General features: G+C 70.7%; 19 protein-coding genes. 15 read left to right on the forward strand and 4 right to left on the reverse strand.

Going from position 1 to position 16,450, the window contains the following annotated elements; translation table 11 throughout:
- Nucleotides 1–75: 75 nt before the first annotated feature.
- Nucleotides 76–384, reverse strand: coding sequence for a hypothetical protein (locus tag ABT254_RS43340; protein WP_351483218.1), 309 nt, complete (start codon nt 382–384; stop codon nt 76–78).
- A 154-nt stretch (nt 385–538) separates the two neighbouring features.
- Here ABT254_RS43340 and ABT254_RS43345 point away from each other — a divergent pair, with 154 nt between their 5' ends.
- Together ABT254_RS43345 and ABT254_RS43350 are read left to right on the forward strand one after the other, a co-directional pair.
- Entirely contained in the window at nt 539–898 is a 360-nt protein-coding gene (locus ABT254_RS43345; RefSeq protein ID WP_351483219.1) for an arsenate reductase family protein, read from the forward strand.
- A 166-nt stretch (nt 899–1,064) separates the two neighbouring features.
- A complete protein-coding gene (locus ABT254_RS43350) occupies nt 1,065–1,775 on the forward strand; it encodes an SCO2207 family protein (protein WP_351483220.1) in 711 nt (236 codons plus the stop codon).
- A gap of 3 nt (nt 1,776–1,778) precedes the next feature.
- Here the strand turns inward: ABT254_RS43350 and ABT254_RS43355 are convergent, their stop codons facing one another.
- Nucleotides 1,779–2,645 carry an alpha/beta fold hydrolase gene (locus tag ABT254_RS43355; protein ID WP_351483221.1) on the reverse strand — a complete coding sequence of 289 codons (867 nt, stop codon included), beginning with the start codon at nt 2,643–2,645 and terminating at the stop codon, nt 1,779–1,781.
- A gap of 90 nt (nt 2,646–2,735) precedes the next feature.
- Here ABT254_RS43355 and ABT254_RS43360 point away from each other — a divergent pair, with 90 nt between their 5' ends.
- The 8 genes from ABT254_RS43360 to ABT254_RS43395 all read left to right on the forward strand — a co-directional run bounded on the left by ABT254_RS43360 (nt 2,736) and on the right by ABT254_RS43395 (nt 10,199).
- Entirely contained in the window at nt 2,736–3,164 is a 429-nt protein-coding gene (locus ABT254_RS43360; protein ID WP_351483271.1) for a MarR family transcriptional regulator, read from the forward strand.
- Nucleotides 3,165–3,438: 274 nt separating this feature from the next.
- A complete protein-coding gene (gene glnII, locus ABT254_RS43365) occupies nt 3,439–4,470 on the forward strand; it encodes a glutamine synthetase (RefSeq protein ID WP_351483222.1) in 1,032 nt (343 codons plus the stop codon).
- A 109-nt stretch (nt 4,471–4,579) separates the two neighbouring features.
- The gene (locus tag ABT254_RS43370) at nt 4,580–4,702 is read left to right on the forward strand and encodes a hypothetical protein (RefSeq protein WP_351483223.1); all 123 of its coding nucleotides are present in this window, start codon (nt 4,580–4,582) and stop codon (nt 4,700–4,702) included.
- A gap of 117 nt (nt 4,703–4,819) precedes the next feature.
- Nucleotides 4,820–5,392: a winged helix-turn-helix domain-containing protein gene (locus ABT254_RS43375; RefSeq protein ID WP_266954533.1), complete on the forward strand. Its 573-nt coding sequence runs from the start codon at nt 4,820–4,822 to the stop codon at nt 5,390–5,392.
- A gap of 78 nt (nt 5,393–5,470) precedes the next feature.
- Nucleotides 5,471–6,463 carry an SDR family oxidoreductase gene (locus ABT254_RS43380; RefSeq protein WP_351483224.1) on the forward strand — a complete coding sequence of 331 codons (993 nt, stop codon included), beginning with the start codon at nt 5,471–5,473 and terminating at the stop codon, nt 6,461–6,463.
- A gap of 86 nt (nt 6,464–6,549) precedes the next feature.
- The gene (locus ABT254_RS43385) at nt 6,550–7,815 is read left to right on the forward strand and encodes a sensor histidine kinase (protein WP_351483225.1); all 1,266 of its coding nucleotides are present in this window, start codon (nt 6,550–6,552) and stop codon (nt 7,813–7,815) included.
- On the forward strand, nt 7,800–8,453 hold the full coding sequence (locus ABT254_RS43390; RefSeq protein ID WP_351483226.1) for a LuxR C-terminal-related transcriptional regulator: 654 nt from the start codon (nt 7,800–7,802) through the stop codon (nt 8,451–8,453). Before ABT254_RS43385 ends, ABT254_RS43390 begins: the two co-directional genes overlap by 16 nt.
- Before the next feature lie 189 nt (nt 8,454–8,642).
- Nucleotides 8,643–10,199 carry a DUF1996 domain-containing protein gene (locus ABT254_RS43395; protein WP_351483227.1) on the forward strand — a complete coding sequence of 519 codons (1,557 nt, stop codon included), beginning with the start codon at nt 8,643–8,645 and terminating at the stop codon, nt 10,197–10,199.
- Between the two features lie 65 nt (nt 10,200–10,264).
- Here ABT254_RS43395 and ABT254_RS43400 read toward each other — a convergent pair whose 3' ends face one another.
- On the reverse strand, nt 10,265–10,684 hold the full coding sequence (locus ABT254_RS43400) for a hypothetical protein (protein ID WP_351483228.1): 420 nt from the start codon (nt 10,682–10,684) through the stop codon (nt 10,265–10,267).
- A gap of 106 nt (nt 10,685–10,790) precedes the next feature.
- Between ABT254_RS43400 and ABT254_RS43405 the strand changes: the two genes are divergently transcribed.
- The 5 genes from ABT254_RS43405 (at nt 10,791) to ABT254_RS43425 (ending at nt 16,073) form a co-directional block, all read left to right on the forward strand.
- Nucleotides 10,791–11,318 (forward strand): tetratricopeptide repeat protein, encoded by a 528-nt coding sequence (locus ABT254_RS43405; RefSeq protein WP_351483229.1) that lies wholly within the window; start codon nt 10,791–10,793, stop codon nt 11,316–11,318.
- Nucleotides 11,319–11,367: 49 nt separating this feature from the next.
- Nucleotides 11,368–13,287: a hypothetical protein gene (locus ABT254_RS43410; protein ID WP_351483230.1), complete on the forward strand. Its 1,920-nt coding sequence runs from the start codon at nt 11,368–11,370 to the stop codon at nt 13,285–13,287.
- A 106-nt stretch (nt 13,288–13,393) separates the two neighbouring features.
- Nucleotides 13,394–14,287, forward strand: coding sequence for a metal-dependent hydrolase (locus ABT254_RS43415; RefSeq protein WP_351483231.1), 894 nt, complete (start codon nt 13,394–13,396; stop codon nt 14,285–14,287).
- Nucleotides 14,287–15,327, forward strand: a complete 1,041-nt coding sequence (locus ABT254_RS43420; RefSeq protein ID WP_351483232.1) for a PDR/VanB family oxidoreductase — start codon at nt 14,287–14,289, stop codon at nt 15,325–15,327. Before ABT254_RS43415 ends, ABT254_RS43420 begins: the two co-directional genes overlap by 1 nt.
- Before the next feature lie 56 nt (nt 15,328–15,383).
- Nucleotides 15,384–16,073, forward strand: coding sequence for a TetR/AcrR family transcriptional regulator (locus ABT254_RS43425; RefSeq protein WP_351483233.1), 690 nt, complete (start codon nt 15,384–15,386; stop codon nt 16,071–16,073).
- 6 nt (nt 16,074–16,079) lie between these two features.
- On the opposite strand, the gene ABT254_RS43430 is transcribed toward ABT254_RS43425, so the two are convergent.
- Nucleotides 16,080–16,439, reverse strand: coding sequence for a 5-carboxymethyl-2-hydroxymuconate Delta-isomerase (locus tag ABT254_RS43430; RefSeq protein ID WP_351483234.1), 360 nt, complete (start codon nt 16,437–16,439; stop codon nt 16,080–16,082).
- Between the last annotated feature and the right edge of the window lie 11 nt (nt 16,440–16,450).

A 16,450-nucleotide genomic window follows, 5' to 3' on the forward strand; every position in this document is an offset into this window, starting at 1 on the left:
GGTCTGGGGGCGGCAGCCCCCAGCAGACTGGAAGTGCCGGGCACCCCCGCAAGCACGGGGCGCCCGGCACCACGCTCACCGCGAATACCGCATCAGCGCCCGCACCATGTGGCACGTCGTGTCCGACGGCGGGTGCACGCCGATCAGTTCGGCCGTGCTCCGGATCGTCTCGTTGCGCGCCTGGTTCGGCATGTACACCCCCCTGTCGAGCAGGGCGATGGCGAGCCGCATCGCCTTGAGGCGGCGGTTGTGCGTGACGTACCACTCGCGCGGACGGCCCGGCGGCAGCGGGCGCTTCTCCACGGGAGCGTAGGGCAGGTCGAGCAGGACGGGGTGCTTGGCGGTGGACTGGGTCGGCTTCGGCTTCAGTGCGGCAGCGGGCACAGGCATCCTCCTGTCGCGGTGAGGGTGCGGGAATGAACGGGGGTTTCGGCACCCCCCAGCACCCTCGAACACTTCTTCTAGTGTACCGCCCGGCACTGACAAAAGGCCCTGGCCACAGGCGCTTTGAGGGGACCTCAGGGGTACCTTTGACCCCATGGAGATCTGGATCAATCCCGCGTGTTCCAAGTGCCGCAGCGCCATCAGCCTGCTCGACGCGGAGGGCGCCGACTACACCGTCCGCCGCTACCTGGAGGACGTACCGAGCGAGGACGAGATCAGGGACGTACTCGACCGTCTCGGTCTCGAACCCTGGGACATCACCCGCACCCAGGAGGCCGAGGCCAAGGAGCTCGGGCTGAAGGAGTGGCCGCGGGACGACTCCTCGCGCGCACGGTGGATCAAGGCGCTCGCGGAGCACCCCAAGCTGATCCAGCGCCCGATCATCACCGCCGACGACGGCACCGCGGTGGTCGGCCGCACCGAGGAAGCCGTACGGGACGCCCTGGCCCGATAGGCCCGACGGCCCGATGGCCCAACAGCAGGGACAGGGCCGGCCCTGTGAGCCGGCTTCATCTTCCCTGTGACGTACGTTACTTCAGTGACTCCTGTAACCACTGAGTAACTTCGTTCGGTATCTCGTACATAGCGGCGTACGCTCCCCTACCTCGCAGGAGGCGCGCATGTCGCGTAGGAGAAGTCTCGGTACGAAGAAGAAGATCGCGCTGCTGGTGAGCGCGGCGGCGGTGGCGGGAGGCGGCGCCTTCGTCATGGCGAGCACCTCGAACGCCGCACAGAGCCCCCAGGCCAAGACCCTGTCGGCCGCGGACTCGAACGTCTGCCAGGGGCTCGCCACCGCGCTCGGCAACAACCAGAAGTTCATCGACGGGCAGAAGGCCAACCCCGACGCCCAGTCCGCGGCCCGGATCGCCAACCGCGAGGCGGTCATCGCGCAGATCAAGGTCCAGCAGAAGGCGTCCGGTTGCACCGTTGGGGAGTCGGCTCAGGGCTCCCAGGCGACGCAGCCGGCGCAGAACGCCGGACAGCAGGCCGGCGGTGCGCAGCAGTCCGCGCCGCCCTCGCAGGCGGCCTCGGCACCCGCGGGAAACGCGAACGGGAACGCGGGTGGTGGCGCTGCCGCCTCGGGCCGGCAGGTGTGCAACGGCTCCACCGTCACCCTCTCCGGCGAGGGCGGCGCACCTGCCGCCTCCAGCAACCAGTTCCCGGCGGGGACGACGCTGAAGGTCACCAACCTGGACAACAACAAGTCCACGACGGTGAAGGTCACCTCGGTCTCCGGCAGTTGCGCCCTGCTCAACAACGCGGCCTTCGAACAGGTCCGGGAGCCCGGCAAGTTCCTGATCCGCCGGGCACTGATCGAGAAGGTGGGGTGAGGCTCAAGGGGTCAAGAACTCCGTGAGGCGGCGGCCGAGGTCGGCGGGTGCGGACTGCGGCAGCGCGTGGTGGGAGACGTCGGGGACCACGACCGTCTCCGCGCGCGGCAGCAGCGCAGCCGCCTTCGCCGCCATCTCGTACGTGTCACAGGTCCTGCTGTTCCCGGCCAGGAGCAGCAGGACCGGCAGGTCCAGCCCACGCAGCGCGTCCGGCGCCGGGCGCGGACCGGTCACCGGCTTCGCGACGGAGGGGAAGCCGGCGGCCGCCTCCTGGAGGCGGAGCCAGTCGGGGTCGAGGGGTGCTCCCCCGGTCTCCCACTCCAGCAGGGCACGGGCCCGGCGGGGCGAGGGACGCAGCACCAGCGGCAGGGCGTGCAGGAGATACGCGGGCCGGTAACCGGCGAAGCACTGGGTGGGGTCCAGGAGGAAGAGGCGGCGCACCCGTGCGCGTGAGTGCAGCGCGTGGTGCAGGGCGATCCAGCCGCCGTACGAGTGCCCGCCCAGGTCCGTCTGCTCCAGGCCGAGGTCGTCCAGGACCGCGTCCAGCCAGGCCACCAGGTCGGCGACCGTACGGGGGTGACGGTCGCCGGCCTCGGTACCGCGGCCCGCGCAGCCGGGGAGGTCGACGGCGAACACGCGGTGGGTACGGGCCAGATCGGCCGCCTGGGCGTACCAGCAGGCGGAGGTGGCTCCCCCGCCGCCGGGGAGCAGGACGACCGGGGGCGCGTGGAGAGGGCCGCACATGTTGACGTATGTCGTCCCGAAGGGCGTGGGGACGGTCACCGCCTCGCGCTCGGCCGGCCACTTGGCCATGACCTTGTCGTACGCGGCGAGGAAGCCGTCCATGTCGTAGGCGCTGCGAGCAGACACCGGAACCCCCTTATTATCTCGTTGAGCGAGATACTCGACGAACGAGATAATAGTCGGAGGCAGCCCGTGCCGAACCCCGAGGGTCCCGGGATGGAGGTCGTCCACCTGCTGCGTGCCGCGACCGTCGAACTCGCCCTGCACAGCGCCCGGTTCGCGTCCCGCAACGGCATGCACCCCACGGACGTACGCGCCCTGATCGCCCTCATGGACGCCTCCCGAGCGGGTGAGGAGATGACGGCCGGGCGGCTCGGCACCGCGCTCGGGCTGAACTCGGCGGGGACCACCGCGCTGGTCGACCGGCTGGAGCGGGCCGGACATGTGCGCCGGCTCCGTGACCCGCGGGACCGGCGCAGGGTGGTGATCGAGGTGACCGGGCGGGCGGTGGAGCTCGGGTGGTCCTCCTTCGGACCGCTGATCGAGCGGACGGTGGAGCTGCTGCGGGGGTACGACGAGCGGGAGCTGGCCGCGATCAAGGGGTTCCTCGCGGGGGTGCGGGACGCGGCCGCGGCGGGTGACTGACCCTCCACCCTCCGCGCAACCCCATCGCATACGAGCCGCCGTTCGACGGGCCGGCCGCGCCCGCCGACCTGGTCGACCTGTCGACTTGCTGTGCACCTCCGGCCCTCACACCGTGAATCGCGCCACACCACCGCCAGGTAACACGGGGTTCACACTCGAGCAATGGCCGGGAAATCGCCTGTTGACAGGCTCGCGGGCATCCACCGCGGCGCCTCAGTGCCGCAGCGCCGCAGCACCCGCAAGTGCGTAGACACATCCCCGAAGGAAGTGGCCCGTGACCTTCAAGGCTGAGTACATCTGGATCGACGGCACCCAGCCGACCGCCAAGCTCCGTTCCAAGACGAAGATCATCGCGGGCGAGCCCGCCGGTCTGGACGCGCTGCCGATCTGGGGCTTCGACGGGTCCTCCACGAACCAGGCCGAGGGCCACTCCTCGGACCGTGTCCTCAAGCCGGTCTTCACCTGCCCGGACCCGATCCGCGGCGGCGACGACGTCCTCGTGCTGTGCGAGGTCCTCAACATCGACTTCACTCCGCACGAGTCCAACACGCGTGCCGCGCTGGTCGAGGTCGCCGAGAAGTTCGCCGCGCAGGAGCCGATCTTCGGCATCGAGCAGGAGTACACCTTCTTCCAGGACGGCTACCCGCTGGGCTTCCCCAAGGGCGGCTTCCCGGCCCCGCAGGGCGGCTACTACTGCGGTGTCGGCGCCGACGAGATCTTCGGCCGTGACATCGTCGAGGCCCACCTGGAGAACTGCCTCGCGGCCGGCCTCGCCATCTCCGGCATCAACGCCGAGGTCATGCCCGGCCAGTGGGAGTTCCAGGTAGGCCCGGTCTCCCCGCTGGAGGTCTCCGACCACCTGTGGGTGGCCCGCTGGCTGCTCTACCGCACCGCCGAGGACTTCGGCGTCGCCGCGACGCTGGACCCGAAGCCGGTGAAGGGCGACTGGAACGGCGCCGGCGCGCACACCAACTTCTCCACCAAGGCGATGCGCGAGAGCTACGACGCGATCATCACCGCCGCCGAGTCGCTGGGCGAGGGCTCCAAGCCCCTCGACCACGTCAAGAACTACGGCGCCGGCATCGACGACCGCCTGACCGGTCTGCACGAGACCGCCCCGTGGAACGAGTACTCCTACGGCGTCTCCAACCGCGGCGCCTCGGTCCGTATCCCGTGGCAGGTCGAGAAGGACGGCAAGGGCTACATCGAGGACCGCCGTCCCAACGCCAACGTCGACCCGTACGTCGTGACGCGCCTGCTCGTCGACACCTGCTGCTCCGCGCTGGAGAAGGCCGGCCAGGTCTGATCCCGGTCTTCCGCACAGGGGCGCCCACCGTTCGCGGTGGGCGCCTTTTTGCCGTCCAAGTAGTGAGAGAAGGGTCCTCGTCGGGGCCGGTGTCTGCTTCAATGAGGTCATGGCCAGCTTCAAGAACCACACCGCGACGGGTCGCCATGACCTCGAGCCCTTCTGGCCTTCCCGTCAGCACCACGACTTCGACCGGGTGTGTTGCCGCGCGATGAACGCGCAGGCCCTCTAAAGCCGTACACCCCGGCCTTCGGCCAGCGCGACACGACGTACGTCCCGGCGAGCCCGACCACGAATCGCGGCCGCCGTCCTCCCAGACGGACTCCTCGCGCGAAAGAGCTGACCTCTCATGGCGACCACTCGTTCTCTCTCCACCGCCACCCTCACCTCCCCCGCCCAGAACGGCGCCCGGCACCGGCTGCGGGCCGTCGACCGGGACGAGGTCGTGGACGTGACGGACTTCCTGCCGCCGGGCGCCACCTGGCTGCCCGCTCCGCAGCACACCCTGCCCACCCTGCCGGGCCAGCCGCCGATGATCGGCTACCTGGTGCTCGTCCCGGCCGACCAGCAGCCGCCGTTCCTTCCGGTGGCGGTGCCCGACCCCACCGGTGAGGAGCGGGGCAGCGGCAACCCGCTCGTGCGGATCGACTCCGTACAGCGCACCGCCGAGGTGGACGGGCGCGAACTCGACCTCACCTACCTGGAGTTCGAGCTGCTCGCGCATCTCGTCGCGCATCCGCACCGGGTGCACACCCGGGATCAGCTGGTCACCACGGTGTGGGGGTACGGCCATGTGGGCGACGGCCGCACGGTCGACGTCCACATCGCCCGTCTGCGCCGCAAGCTGGGCGCCGAGCACCGCGGGACGATCCAGACGGTGCGGCGGGTCGGGTACAAGTACACGCCGCCGACCGGCCGTTGACCGGCGACGGACCGTTTCTCCTCTGCTGACGGCAGATTGCCGTTCCGTCCCGCGGGCCGACCGGGCAGGCTCACCTGCATGAGACTTCTGGTGCTGGGTGGTACGGAGTTCGCGGGACGGGCCGTCGTGGAGGCCGCCCTGGGGCGCGGCTGGAAGGTGACTGTCTTCAACCGGGGGCGGCACGAAGTTCCCTCCGGGGTGCGGGCGTTGCAAGGCGACCGCACCGCGCCCGACGGGCTGGCCGCCCTCGCGGAGGGCGAGTGGGACGCCGTCGTGGACACCTGGTCGGCGGCGCCCCGGGCGGTGCATGGCGCTGCGCGGCTGCTACGGGACCGTGTCGCCCGGTATGTGTATGTGTCCACCTGCTCGGTGTACGCGTGGCCTGCGCCCGCTGGGCACACCGAGGAGGCCCCGCTGGTCGAGGGCGCCGAGCCCGACGCCGAGGCGACCGACTATGCGCGCGACAAGCGGGGCGCCGAGATCGCCGTCGTGGACGCCTTCGGCGCGGAGCGCTCCGTGCTCGTACGGGCCGGGCTGATCCTCGGCCCGTACGAGAACATCGGGCGGCTGCCGTGGTGGCTGGGGCGGATCGCGCGGGGCGGGCCCGTGCTGGCGCCTGGGCCGCGGGACCTTCCGCTCCAGTACATCGATGTGCGGGACATGGCCGAGTGGATCCTCGGAGCGGTCGAGCGGGAGCTGAGCGGGCCGTACAACATGATCAGCCCTCAGGGGCACGCCACGATGGGTTCGTTGCTGGATGCTTGTGTGCAGGTCACCGGGGCTGCGGCGCAGCTTCGCTGGATGGAGGCGAAGGTGATCCTGGACGCGGGGATCGAGCCGTGGACGCAGTTGCCGGTGTGGGTGCCGGCGGGCAGTGACATGCATGACCATCTGCACTCCGTTGACGTTTCGCGGGCCGTGGCCACCGGGCTGACGTGCCGTCCGGTCGAGGAGACCGTGGCCGATACCTGGGCCTGGTTGCAGGAGATCGGGGGGACGGCTCCGATGCGGGCGGATCGCACGTCGAAGGGGCTTGATCCGGAGGTGGAGGCGAAGGTGCTGGGGAGGTAGTTGTCCCGGGGGTGTATCTGGCACCACCCCCCACCCGGGGGGCCTGGCCCCGTGCCCCCCAACCTCCGCTCGGCCAGACTTCTGCCATGAAAACCGACACGCACCGTGCCCGGGCGCGGGCCCGAGAGGTACTACTGGCTGCCGTACGGGGACTCGCACTGGCCGTGGCCGCGCTGCCCTTGTCGGTGCTGTTGTTCGTCCTGACGCTCGTCTCCGTCGCGCTCATACCGATCGGCGTCGGTGTCGTCACCACCCCGCCGATCCTCAACGCCGTACGGACCCTCGCGGACAAGCGGCGGGAGCTCGCCGCCGAGTGGTGCGGGGTGCGGATACCGTCGGCGTACCGGCCGGTTCCCGAGCGGGCCAACCCCTGGGCGCGGACGTACGCCATGCTGCGCGACCCGGCTGTCTGGCGGGACGTGCGCTGGTTGCAGGTGGACATGACGGCGGGGTTCGTCACCGCTCTGCTGCCCGCGCTGCTCGTCTTCTACCCCCTGGAGGGTCTCGCGGTGGCGGCCGGGCTGTGGCGGCCCCTCTCCGAGGCCGGCGGCTACTGGTACGGCTTCGTGCACGTCACCGACCAGGCATCCGCGTTCGGCGCCGGCGCCCTGGCCCTCGTACTCCTCCCCCTCGCCCACCGCTACGCCCCGTCCCTGCTGACCGCCCACTTCCGGCTCACCCGTTCCGTGCTCGGCGCGAGTCAGGCCGAACTGGCCGAGCGGGTGCAGGTGCTGACCGAGACCCGGAAGGACGCGGTCGACACCTCCGCCGCCGAACTGCGCCGTATCGAGCGGGATCTGCACGACGGGGCGCAGGCGCGGCTGGTGGCCATGGGCATGGACCTGGGCACCATCGAGATGCTCCTCGACAAGGATCCGGCGAAGGCCAGGCAGCTCCTCGCCCAGGCCCGGCAGTCCTCCGTGGAGGCGCTGGCCGAACTGCGCGACCTGGTGCGCGGCATCCACCCGCCGGTGCTGGCCGAACGCGGACTCGGCGACGCGGTCAGGGCGTTGGCGCTGCGGCTGCCGCTGCCCACCGAGGTGAACGTCGAGCTGGACGGGCGCGCGGACGCGCCGGTGGAGTCGGCCGCGTACTTCGCGGTCAGCGAGGTGCTCACCAACGCGGTCAAGCACTCCGGCGCGGACCGCATCTGGATCGACCTGCATCACAGCGAGGACAAGCTGCGGATCAGCGTCACCGACAACGGCAAGGGCGGCGCGGTGATCGAGGCCGGTTCGGGCCTGGCCGGGGTCGAGCGGCGGCTGGGTACATTCGACGGCGTCCTGGCCGTCAGCTCTCCCGCGGGCGGTCCCACCATGGTCACCATGGAGATCCCTTGCGCGTTGTCCTAGCCGAAGACCTCTTCCTGCTGCGCGACGGTCTGGTACGGCTTCTGGAGGCCTACGACTTCGAGATCGCCGCGGCCGTCGAGTCCGGCCCCGAGCTCGCCCGGGCGCTGGCCGAGCTGGAGCCGGACGTCGCCGTGGTCGACGTACGCCTGCCGCCCACGCACACCGACGAGGGGCTGCAGTGCGCGCTCACGGCCCGCCGGGACAGACCCGGGCTTCCGGTGCTGGTGCTCTCGCAGCACGTGGAGCAGCTGTACGCGCGCGAGCTGCTCGCCGACGGCAGCGGCGGGGTCGGGTATCTGCTGAAGGACCGGGTGTTCGACGCGGAGCAGTTCGTGGACGCCGTACGGCGGGTCGCGGCCGGCGGTACGGCCATGGACCCGCAGGTGATCCAGCAGCTGCTCTCGCGGCGGGCCGCCGACGACCGGCCGCTCGGGCGGCTGACGCCGCGGGAGCGTGAGGTGCTGGAGCTGATGGCGCAGGGCCGCTCGAACGCGGCGATCGCCGGGCAGCTGGTGGTCACAGAACGGGCCATTGCCAAGCACACCTCCAACATCTTCACCAAACTGGACCTGGAGGTCTCGGACGACGACAACCGTCGCGTCCTCGCGGTTCTCGCCTATCTGGACCGGGACCGGTAAGCGGTTGCTGATTTTCCGTAACTTCCGCTGCTCAGGCGGCGGTTGGGTCGCAAAGGCCCGGTAAACCTCTGATTTGTTTGTGAGGCTGCTGAACACCCCTGGGACCACGCGCGTATGAGAGGGCGCCGCTTCACTCCTGTCGGGCGCCTCGATGCCCCGCCAAGCCCGCAAGGAAGTCAGAGGAGTTCCATGGGACGCAACACACGAAAACGCCGTACGCCGCTGGCCACCAAGGCCATAGCCGCATCGGCGGCCCTAGCGCTCGGTGGGGGCGGGCTGATCTGGGCGAACTTCTACGCCTCGGCGCACGAGTCGAACAACTACGGGCAGAACCAGACCAAGGCCGCCGCCGGTCAGGTCGCCACGATCGCCTGCCCTGACGTCCAGCAGAAGCTGACGAACATCCCGGCCAGGGCCCAGCAGGGCGTGGCCACGGAGCTGGCGAACCTCGACAAGCAGATCACCGAGGCCTACGCCCGGCTCGCCTCCACCCGGCAGGCGCAGGCGGGCGACGCGAACTTCGTGCAGAACGCGATCGTCGGCCCGCTCAAGGAGAAGCGCGCCGCGACGCTGGACCGCATCCGCATCGACATCCAGCGGGTGGGCGGCCAGGTCGACGCGGCCGGGCTGAGCGCGCTCGCCGCCTGTACGACGCAGACCGCCAACCAGACCACCGCCGGTGGCCAGCAGAACGGCGGCCAGCAGCAGCAGAACGGCGGCCAGCAGCAGAACGGCGGCCAGCAGCAAAATGGCGGCCAGCAGCAGAACGGTGGCCAGCAGCAGGGCAACGGTCAGGCCGGCGCCGGTCAGAACATCGGCGGTCAGGCCGGCAACGGCCCGATCGCGGCCGACTTCGTGGACATCACCAAGGTCCAGCCGAACGTCGCCGCGAAGCCGCGGGCCAACGGCAACGCCTCGAAGGGCGTGTTCATCACCAAGTGCGGTGTGAACGCCAACAAGAACCACAACACGGACAACGTGATCGTGGCTCCCGGCGTGACCAACGGCGCGCACCACCTGCACGACTACGTCGGCAACCAGAAGGTCGACGCGTTCGCGAACAACAACACGCTGATCGCGGACCAGACCAGCTGCCAGAACCAGAGCGACCTGTCGGCCTACTACTGGCCGGTGGTCCGCATCCAGGACGGCTCGCAGGACTTCGACCAGAACAGGGACGGCGGCGGCAAGGAGGGCAACGTCGGCAAGATCCTGACGCCGGTCCAGGCGCAGATCAAGTACGTCGGCAGCCCGACCAGCAAGGTCACGGCGATGCCCCAGTTCCTGCGCATCATCACCGGTGACGCCAAGACCACGACCAACGGTCTGGCGAACGCCAACGCGCACTGGAGCTGCACCGGCTTCGAGAACAAGGTCCAGCTGACGACGCAGTACCCGATCTGCCCGCAGGGCAGCAACGTGGTGCGCACCTTCGCCTTCCAGTCCTGCTGGGACGGCAAGAACATCGACAGCGCCAACCACCGCACGCACGTCGCCTTCGCCGACGCCAACGGCAACTGCCAGAACGGCTTCAAGGCGATCCCGCAGCTGACGATGCGTCTGGTGTACAAGATCAACCCGCCTGTCCTGCAGAACGGCCAGGTGAAGAACGCCTACGCGGTGGACGGCTTCCCCGAGCAGCTGCACAAGGCGGCCACCGACCACGACGACTTCATCGCGGTCTTCAAGAACAACCTGGCGAACAAGATCGCCAACTGCATCAACAGCGGGCAGCGTTGCCAGTGACGAGGCCCTAGGAAAGCGGGCGGTGGGAATCTCCCACCGCCCGCTTTTCGTGTGTCCGGCGAAGCTCAGCCGCTGTGGCCGGTGTGCGCGCTGTGGTTGGTGCCGATCTCCTCCGCGCCGCCGAGCGTGTGCTGCAGCGCCTTGACCACCTTGTCCTCGCCGACGGCGACCCACTTGCGGCCCACGAGGTAGAAACCGCCGTAGTCCTTCGCGCCGTTGATCCACTCGCGCTGGCCGCGGTCGGTGGCGAAGGTGGCGAAGACGTACTTGCCGTCGGAGGTCTTGCAGATGGCCTGGCGGACCTCGTCGGAGTCGATCTGCATGTCCGGCTTGCACTTCACCTTGGCGGCCAGGCTCTCCAGACTGCCGGTGGCCGCGGTCGGCACCTTGGCGGCCGCGTCACTGTTTCCGGTTCCACAGCCCGCCAGCGCCAGGACGGCCGCGGCCCCTCCGGCCACGGCGAGCATCGGTCGGGTCAACCTCATCTGTTCCTCCGGGTCGCTTTTGCCGGCCAGGCCCTGAGGGCCCGTCCCCTTCGATACGGCTGTGGATGCTCGTGCGCTCAAAAATACGGCTTTCTGCCGTGTACGCGTGTGCGAAAGTGTTCCGGTGAATCAAGACTGGGAAGATCGCGTGACCGCCGCCTGGGCCACCTTCGACGACTATCCGGAGGAGCGGGCGGCCGACTTCCGGGCCGTCATCGACGCCCTCGCCGCCGAAGTGCCGGCCGGCAGCCCGCTGGGCCTCTTCGAGCAGGCCTGCGCCTGGGACTCCACCGGGCACTCGGACAAGGCCGTACCGCTGTACCGGGAGGCGCTGGCGCTCGGGTTGGGCGAGGTCAGCCAGTACAAGGGCCGTAGAGCCAAGATCCAGTTGTCCAGTTCGCTCAGGAACACCGGGCAGCCCGAGGAGGGCGTCAAGCTGCTGACACCCGAACTGGACGCACCCTCCGACGAGCTGGACGACGCGGTACGGGCGTGTCTGGCGCTGTGCCTGTCCAGTCTCGGCCGGGACCGCGAGGGACTCTCCCTGGTGCTGGGCGCCCTGGCGCCCCATCTCCCCCGCTACCAGCGCTCGATGGCGAACTACGCACGCGCACTCGTCGAGCCCGAGGACTGAGTCGGCCGCGCGGCGGTGACTATCCCACGATTCGCTCGTTTTGCTGAACGTGCAGTCACAGGATGTCGCCCCGCGCCCCGCACCGTCCCCATCCGACCTGGCCGTCGACGTCGAACAGGCCGAGGCCGCGCTCGTCGAGCACTACCCGCGGCTGGTCCGGCTCGCCTATCTGGTGCTGCCGCCGAGCCTCGGCCGCAACCGGCGCGTGGTGACCGCACACGCCCTCACCCAGCGCTCCCTGCCCCGCGGCCGGGCGCAGGCCCCCGCGATCCCGGCCCGCTCGACCGGGCGCAACGGCGATCCCGGGTACGCCTTCGTCCGCCTCCAGGTGCTGCGTACGGCACTGGAGGCGGGCCTGCCGCTGAAGCGCGCGGCGCTCCCCAAGCGCTCCCAGCTGCCGCCGCTGCTCCCCCAGGTCTGGGGCCTGCGCCTGTTCCCGCGCTCGGGGGGTGCCGACGAACTCGCCCTGGACCAGCGGCTGTCCGCCCTGTCCGGGCCCGCCCGCGCCGCCTACGTCCTGCGCGGCCTGGAGAAACTCCCCGACGGTGACGCGGCCGAGGTGCTGGCCGCGGCCGGCTGCGAGGACCCGAAGGACGCGCTGCGGGAGGCAGCCGAGGTCCCGGAGCAGTACGCCCTGCTCGACTCCCCCGAGTTCGACCCCTGCTCACTGCATGCCCGGCCCACCGATCTGATGCGCCGCAGACAGCACACCAGGGCCGCGCTCGCCGCCGCGGCGGCCGTCGCCGTGTGCGGGGTGCTGCTCGGTCTGCCGGGGGACGGCTGGGCCCCCGACGGCGCCGCCGCCCCGGTGTACGCGCAGAACCCGGCGGCCGAGGCCGCCCTGGACCCGGGCAAGCTGCTGCGGGTCGCCCCCACCGCCTGGACGACCTCCGCGCGCACCGACTTCTCCGTCTGGCCGGCCCGCGGCGACCTCACCGGCGACAAGGCCCTGCTGCGCCGCGCCCTGGCCGTCTGGGCCCGCCCCGGCGAGAGCGTCCAGGTCTCCGCGACCCCCGGCACGCCGTCCGGCGGCCCCTCCGGCCCGCCCCAGCTCCTGTACGCCGGGACCGTGGACAGCGCACGGGTGGTGATGTTCTACGACGGTCTGCGCATCGCCCGGTACGCCGAGCCGAAGAGCGGCACCAAGGGCGCCGCCCTCGACTTCGCACGGGTCGACGGCGCCGACCGCTCCGAGGCGAACGCGCTGGTCCTGAACCGGGCGGACGGCAATGTCCGCTATCTGACGGCCCCCTGGGTGAAGCAGGCCGCCGAGCGGGACCTGCTCAAGCCGGGCAGCGGCACGACGCCCCTCGCCCTGACCGGCGGTGTCACGGCACCGCTGGCCGGACCCGCCGCCGCGAGCGGCGACTGCACGTCGTGGAAGGTGCTCCAGCTCACCGACGCCACCGGCACCCGCCTCAGCACCGACCTCGGTGAACTCGTCCCCGCCCATCTCACCGCCGGACGCCCCGGCGCCACCCACGAGGTCACCGGCGCCGCGGCCCTGCACACCTGGGCGCCGTACGCCTGCTCGCTGGCCTCGATGCGCTCGGCGGGCGTGCGCACGGTCAACGCCTGGGCGTACGGCCGGCAGCCGCTGCCCGACGCGAGCGGTGCGGCGGACTGGGTGTGCACCCGGGCCGACACCTGGCGGGGCGGCGGGACGCGCGTACTGGCGCAGTTCCACACGCCGGGCGGGGCGTACGGGGCGGTCGCCGCGAAGGCGGAGAACGTGCCGGCGTGCGGGGCGAAGGACCCACACGTGCTCGCCGGAGTGCTGTGGAAGTCGGAGGCGAAGAACTGGTACCTCCTCGCGGCAGGCAGCCCGGGGACGTCGTCGATCCGTACGACGGGAGGGGTCGGCGCCTCCGCCCCGGGCGGTCTGCTGGCCGTACGGGCCGAGCGGGGGGCGCGGGCCGAGCTGGAGGGCACGCTGGAGGACGGCCGGCGGATCAGCGGACTGCACTAGCGGCCTCTCTGCCCTCCGATCCGCCCTCCGACTCTTGCTGACACCGGCGTCAACAAGTCCCCGCCGGAGGGTTCCCCTCGGACTTACCCGTCAGTACATTGACGCCATGTCCAACAAGCAGGCCTCGGAGCAGGTCGCCCTCAAGGCGCGGAAGGTGTCCTTCTCGTGGGAGGAGACCCCGCTGCACTGGGTGCCCGGGGATCCGTTCACCACGCACACCATCAATGTGCTGCATCTGCTGCTGCCCGCCGGTGAGCGATGGTTCGTGCATGTCTACAAGCAGGTGCTGCCCTACATCCGGGACGAGCGGCTGCGCGCGGACGTCATCGGGTTCATCGGGCAGGAGGCGATGCACTCGCAGGCCCACGACGAGGTCCTGCCGCATCTGAAGGAGCTCGGGCTCGATCCGACGCCGTACACCGCGCAGGTCGACTGGTTCTTCGAGAAGCTGCTCGGCGACCGGACGCTGCCACCGGGCAGGGCGCGCAAGTGGTGGCTGATGGAGCGGGTCGCGATCATCGCGGCGATCGAGCACTACACGGCGTTCCTCGGCAACTGGGTCCTCAACGCCGAGGAGCTGGACCGGCTCGGCGCCGACCCGACCATGCTGGACCTGCTGCGCTGGCACGGCGCGGAGGAGGTCGAGCACCGGTCCGTCGCCTTCGACCTGTTCATGCATGTCGACGGCGGCTACCGGCGGCGCGTGCGCACCTGGGCCACCGCGTTCGCGGCACTGGTCTTCCTGTGGCAGCGCGGGGCGCGCTTCTTCATGGAGAACGACCCGACGCTGATCGACGGCCAGGCGAGCTTCAAGGAGTTCCATGTGCGCGGCAGACGAGGCGCCCTGCCCGCGACCGGCGACATGCTCAGGTCCATCCCGCGGTATCTCAGCCGTGCCTACCACCCCTCCCAGGAGGGCTCCACCGAGCAGGCCGTCGCCTATCTGGCCTCCTCCCCCGCGGCGGTCGCGGCCCTCGCGGCGGAGAAGGGAGCCCTGTGATGCCGAAGCTGCGCACGGTCGTGCTCGTCGCGGGTGCCGCGATGCTGGCCAGGCGGGCGCTGCGGCGCCGCATCCAGGCCTCGCCGCTGTGGCCGATGCCCGCCCTGGAGAACCCGATCTCCGGGCGGCCGCGGTCACGGGCACTGAGGCTGCTGGTCGCCTCGCGCGAGACGGTCGCCGACGGCGTCGTACAACTGCGCCTGGAGGGAAGGGACCTGCCGCGCTGGGATCCCGGGGCTCATCTCGACCTCGTGCTGCCGTCGGGTCTTGTGCGGCAGTACTCGCTGTGCGGCGACCCGGAGGACACCTCGTCGTACACCGTCGCCACCCGGCTGATCGAGGACGGGCGGGGCGGCTCGCGCGAGGTGCACGAGCAGGTCACGGAGGGGATGGAGCTGGAGGTGCGCGGGCCGCGGAACCGCTTCCCGCTCGTGGAGGCCCCTTCGTACGTCTTCGTCGTCGGCGGCATCGGGATCACTCCCGTGCTGCCGATGCTGCGGGCGCTCGGACGGGACGCGCGGTGGCGGCTGGTGTACGGCGGGCGGACGCGGGCGTCGATGCCGTTCCTGGAGGAGCTGGAGAAGCTGGGCGGTGACCGGGTGACCGTCGTCGCCGAGGACGAGGACGGACCGCCCGATCTCGACGGCCTGTTGGCGGGCACCGCCGAGGACGCCGCTGTGTACTGCTGCGGCCCGGAGGGGCTCATCGCCGCGGTGGAGGAGCGGTTCCCGCAGGTCCGCCTGGAGCGGTTCACACCCCGTGCGTCGGCCGGCGGCAACGGCTCCTTCGAGGTCGAACTCCGGCGCAGCGGGCGGACGTTGACCGTGCCGGCCGACTCGACCGTGCTCGCCGCCGTACGCGCCGAGCTGCCGAACACCGCCTACTCCTGCGAACAGGGCTTCTGCGGCACCTGCCAACAACGGGTCCTGGAGGGCGAGGTGGAACACCGGGACGAACTGCTGACGGACGCCGAGCGCGCGGACTCGATGCTGATCTGCGTTTCGCGGGCACGAAGTGAGCGTCTCGTGCTGGATATGTGAACACCGGTGGCCGGACCGGACCGTTCCGGGCCGGATCCGATCGGTAAGGTGTTCGCATGACTACCGGGGTACGCCGCAGAATGGGAGTCGAGGAGCGGCGGCAGCAGTTGATCGGCGTCGCCCTCGAACTGTTCAGCCAACGCTCTCCCGACGACGTCTCCATCGACGAGATAGCCGCCGCCGCGGGCATCTCACGCCCGCTGGTGTACCACTACTTCCCGGGCAAACTCAGCCTGTACGAGGCCGCGTTGAGGCGTGCGGCGGAGGATCTGGCGGGCCGGTTCAAGGAGCCGCAGGAGGGCCCGCTGGGCGCGCGGCTGCTACGGGCGATGCGCCGCTTCTTCGACTTCGTGGACGAGCACGGCCCCGGTTTCTCGGCACTGATGCGCGGCGGCCCGGCGGTGGGCTCGTCGGCCACGAACGCCCTCATCGACTCGGTACGCCAGGCAGCGTACGAACAGATCCTGTCGCACCTGGACGTCCAGGACCCGCCGGCCCGCCTCGAACTGGTCGTACGCTCCTGGATCTCCCTGGCCGAGTCGACCGCCCTGATCTGGCTGGACGGCCGCCGCATCCCCCGCGCCGAACTGGAAGCCCAACTGGTCCACGACTTCGCGGCGCTGGCGGCGGTGAGCGCGGCCTACGACGAGGAGATGGGCCAACTACTGCGCCGGATGGTCAAGGACGAGCCGCCGGACGGCCCGTTCGCGGACCTGGTCGCCCGGTTGCTCTCACTGGCGTCGTAGGGCTGTCTACCGCTCGAACTTCCGGTACGACGGGTCGAGGTCTCGGACCTCGGCGGAGGCGTGCAGCACCGGGTCGCCGTCGTCCGCCACATGCTTCTTCAGCAGCTCGAGGACGGTCTCGGTGAGCTTCGCCTTCGTCTCCTCGGTGCGGCCCGCGAGCAGTCCGATCATGACGTGCACCACGGCGTGACCGTGGTCCGAGGGGTCCTCGTAGCCGTACGCGGTGACCTCGGACGCGCGGAACTGCGTCTTGCAGGCCTCCGGCTTGGCGGCCGCTATCTCGACGAGCGCGGTGTGCAGGTCGTGGGCGAAGCCCTCCCGGTCGAAGTCGATCGACTTCGAGTGGTCGACGGTGATCTGCGGCATGGGCACTCCTG

The organism is Streptomyces sp. NPDC001137 (assembly GCF_040298885.1).
GTDB lineage: Bacteria > Actinomycetota > Actinomycetes > Streptomycetales > Streptomycetaceae > Streptomyces.

Excerpts from the sequence above, each read along its gene's own strand:
- ABT254_RS43345 (WP_351483219.1), top strand. The coding sequence starts at position 539 with ATGGAGATCTGGATCAATCCCGCGTGTTCCAAGTGCCGCAGCGCCATC.
- ABT254_RS43350 (WP_351483220.1), top strand. The coding sequence starts at position 1,065 with ATGTCGCGTAGGAGAAGTCTCGGTACGAAGAAGAAGATCGCGCTGCTG.
- ABT254_RS43360 (WP_351483271.1), top strand. The coding sequence starts at position 2,736 with ATGGAGGTCGTCCACCTGCTGCGTGCCGCGACCGTCGAACTCGCCCTG.
- ABT254_RS43370 (WP_351483223.1), top strand. The coding sequence starts at position 4,580 with ATGGCCAGCTTCAAGAACCACACCGCGACGGGTCGCCATGACCTCGAG.
- ABT254_RS43375 (WP_266954533.1), top strand. The coding sequence starts at position 4,820 with ATGGCGACCACTCGTTCTCTCTCCACCGCCACCCTCACCTCCCCCGCC.
- ABT254_RS43380 (WP_351483224.1), top strand. The coding sequence starts at position 5,471 with ATGAGACTTCTGGTGCTGGGTGGTACGGAGTTCGCGGGACGGGCCGTC.
- ABT254_RS43385 (WP_351483225.1), top strand. The coding sequence starts at position 6,550 with ATGAAAACCGACACGCACCGTGCCCGGGCGCGGGCCCGAGAGGTACTA.
- ABT254_RS43395 (WP_351483227.1), top strand. The coding sequence starts at position 8,643 with ATGGGACGCAACACACGAAAACGCCGTACGCCGCTGGCCACCAAGGCC.
- ABT254_RS43400 (WP_351483228.1), bottom strand. The coding sequence starts at position 10,684 with ATGAGGTTGACCCGACCGATGCTCGCCGTGGCCGGAGGGGCCGCGGCC.
- ABT254_RS43415 (WP_351483231.1), top strand. The coding sequence starts at position 13,394 with ATGTCCAACAAGCAGGCCTCGGAGCAGGTCGCCCTCAAGGCGCGGAAG.
- ABT254_RS43420 (WP_351483232.1), top strand. The coding sequence starts at position 14,287 with ATGCCGAAGCTGCGCACGGTCGTGCTCGTCGCGGGTGCCGCGATGCTG.
- ABT254_RS43425 (WP_351483233.1), top strand. The coding sequence starts at position 15,384 with ATGACTACCGGGGTACGCCGCAGAATGGGAGTCGAGGAGCGGCGGCAG.
- ABT254_RS43430 (WP_351483234.1), bottom strand. The coding sequence starts at position 16,439 with ATGCCGCAGATCACCGTCGACCACTCGAAGTCGATCGACTTCGACCGG.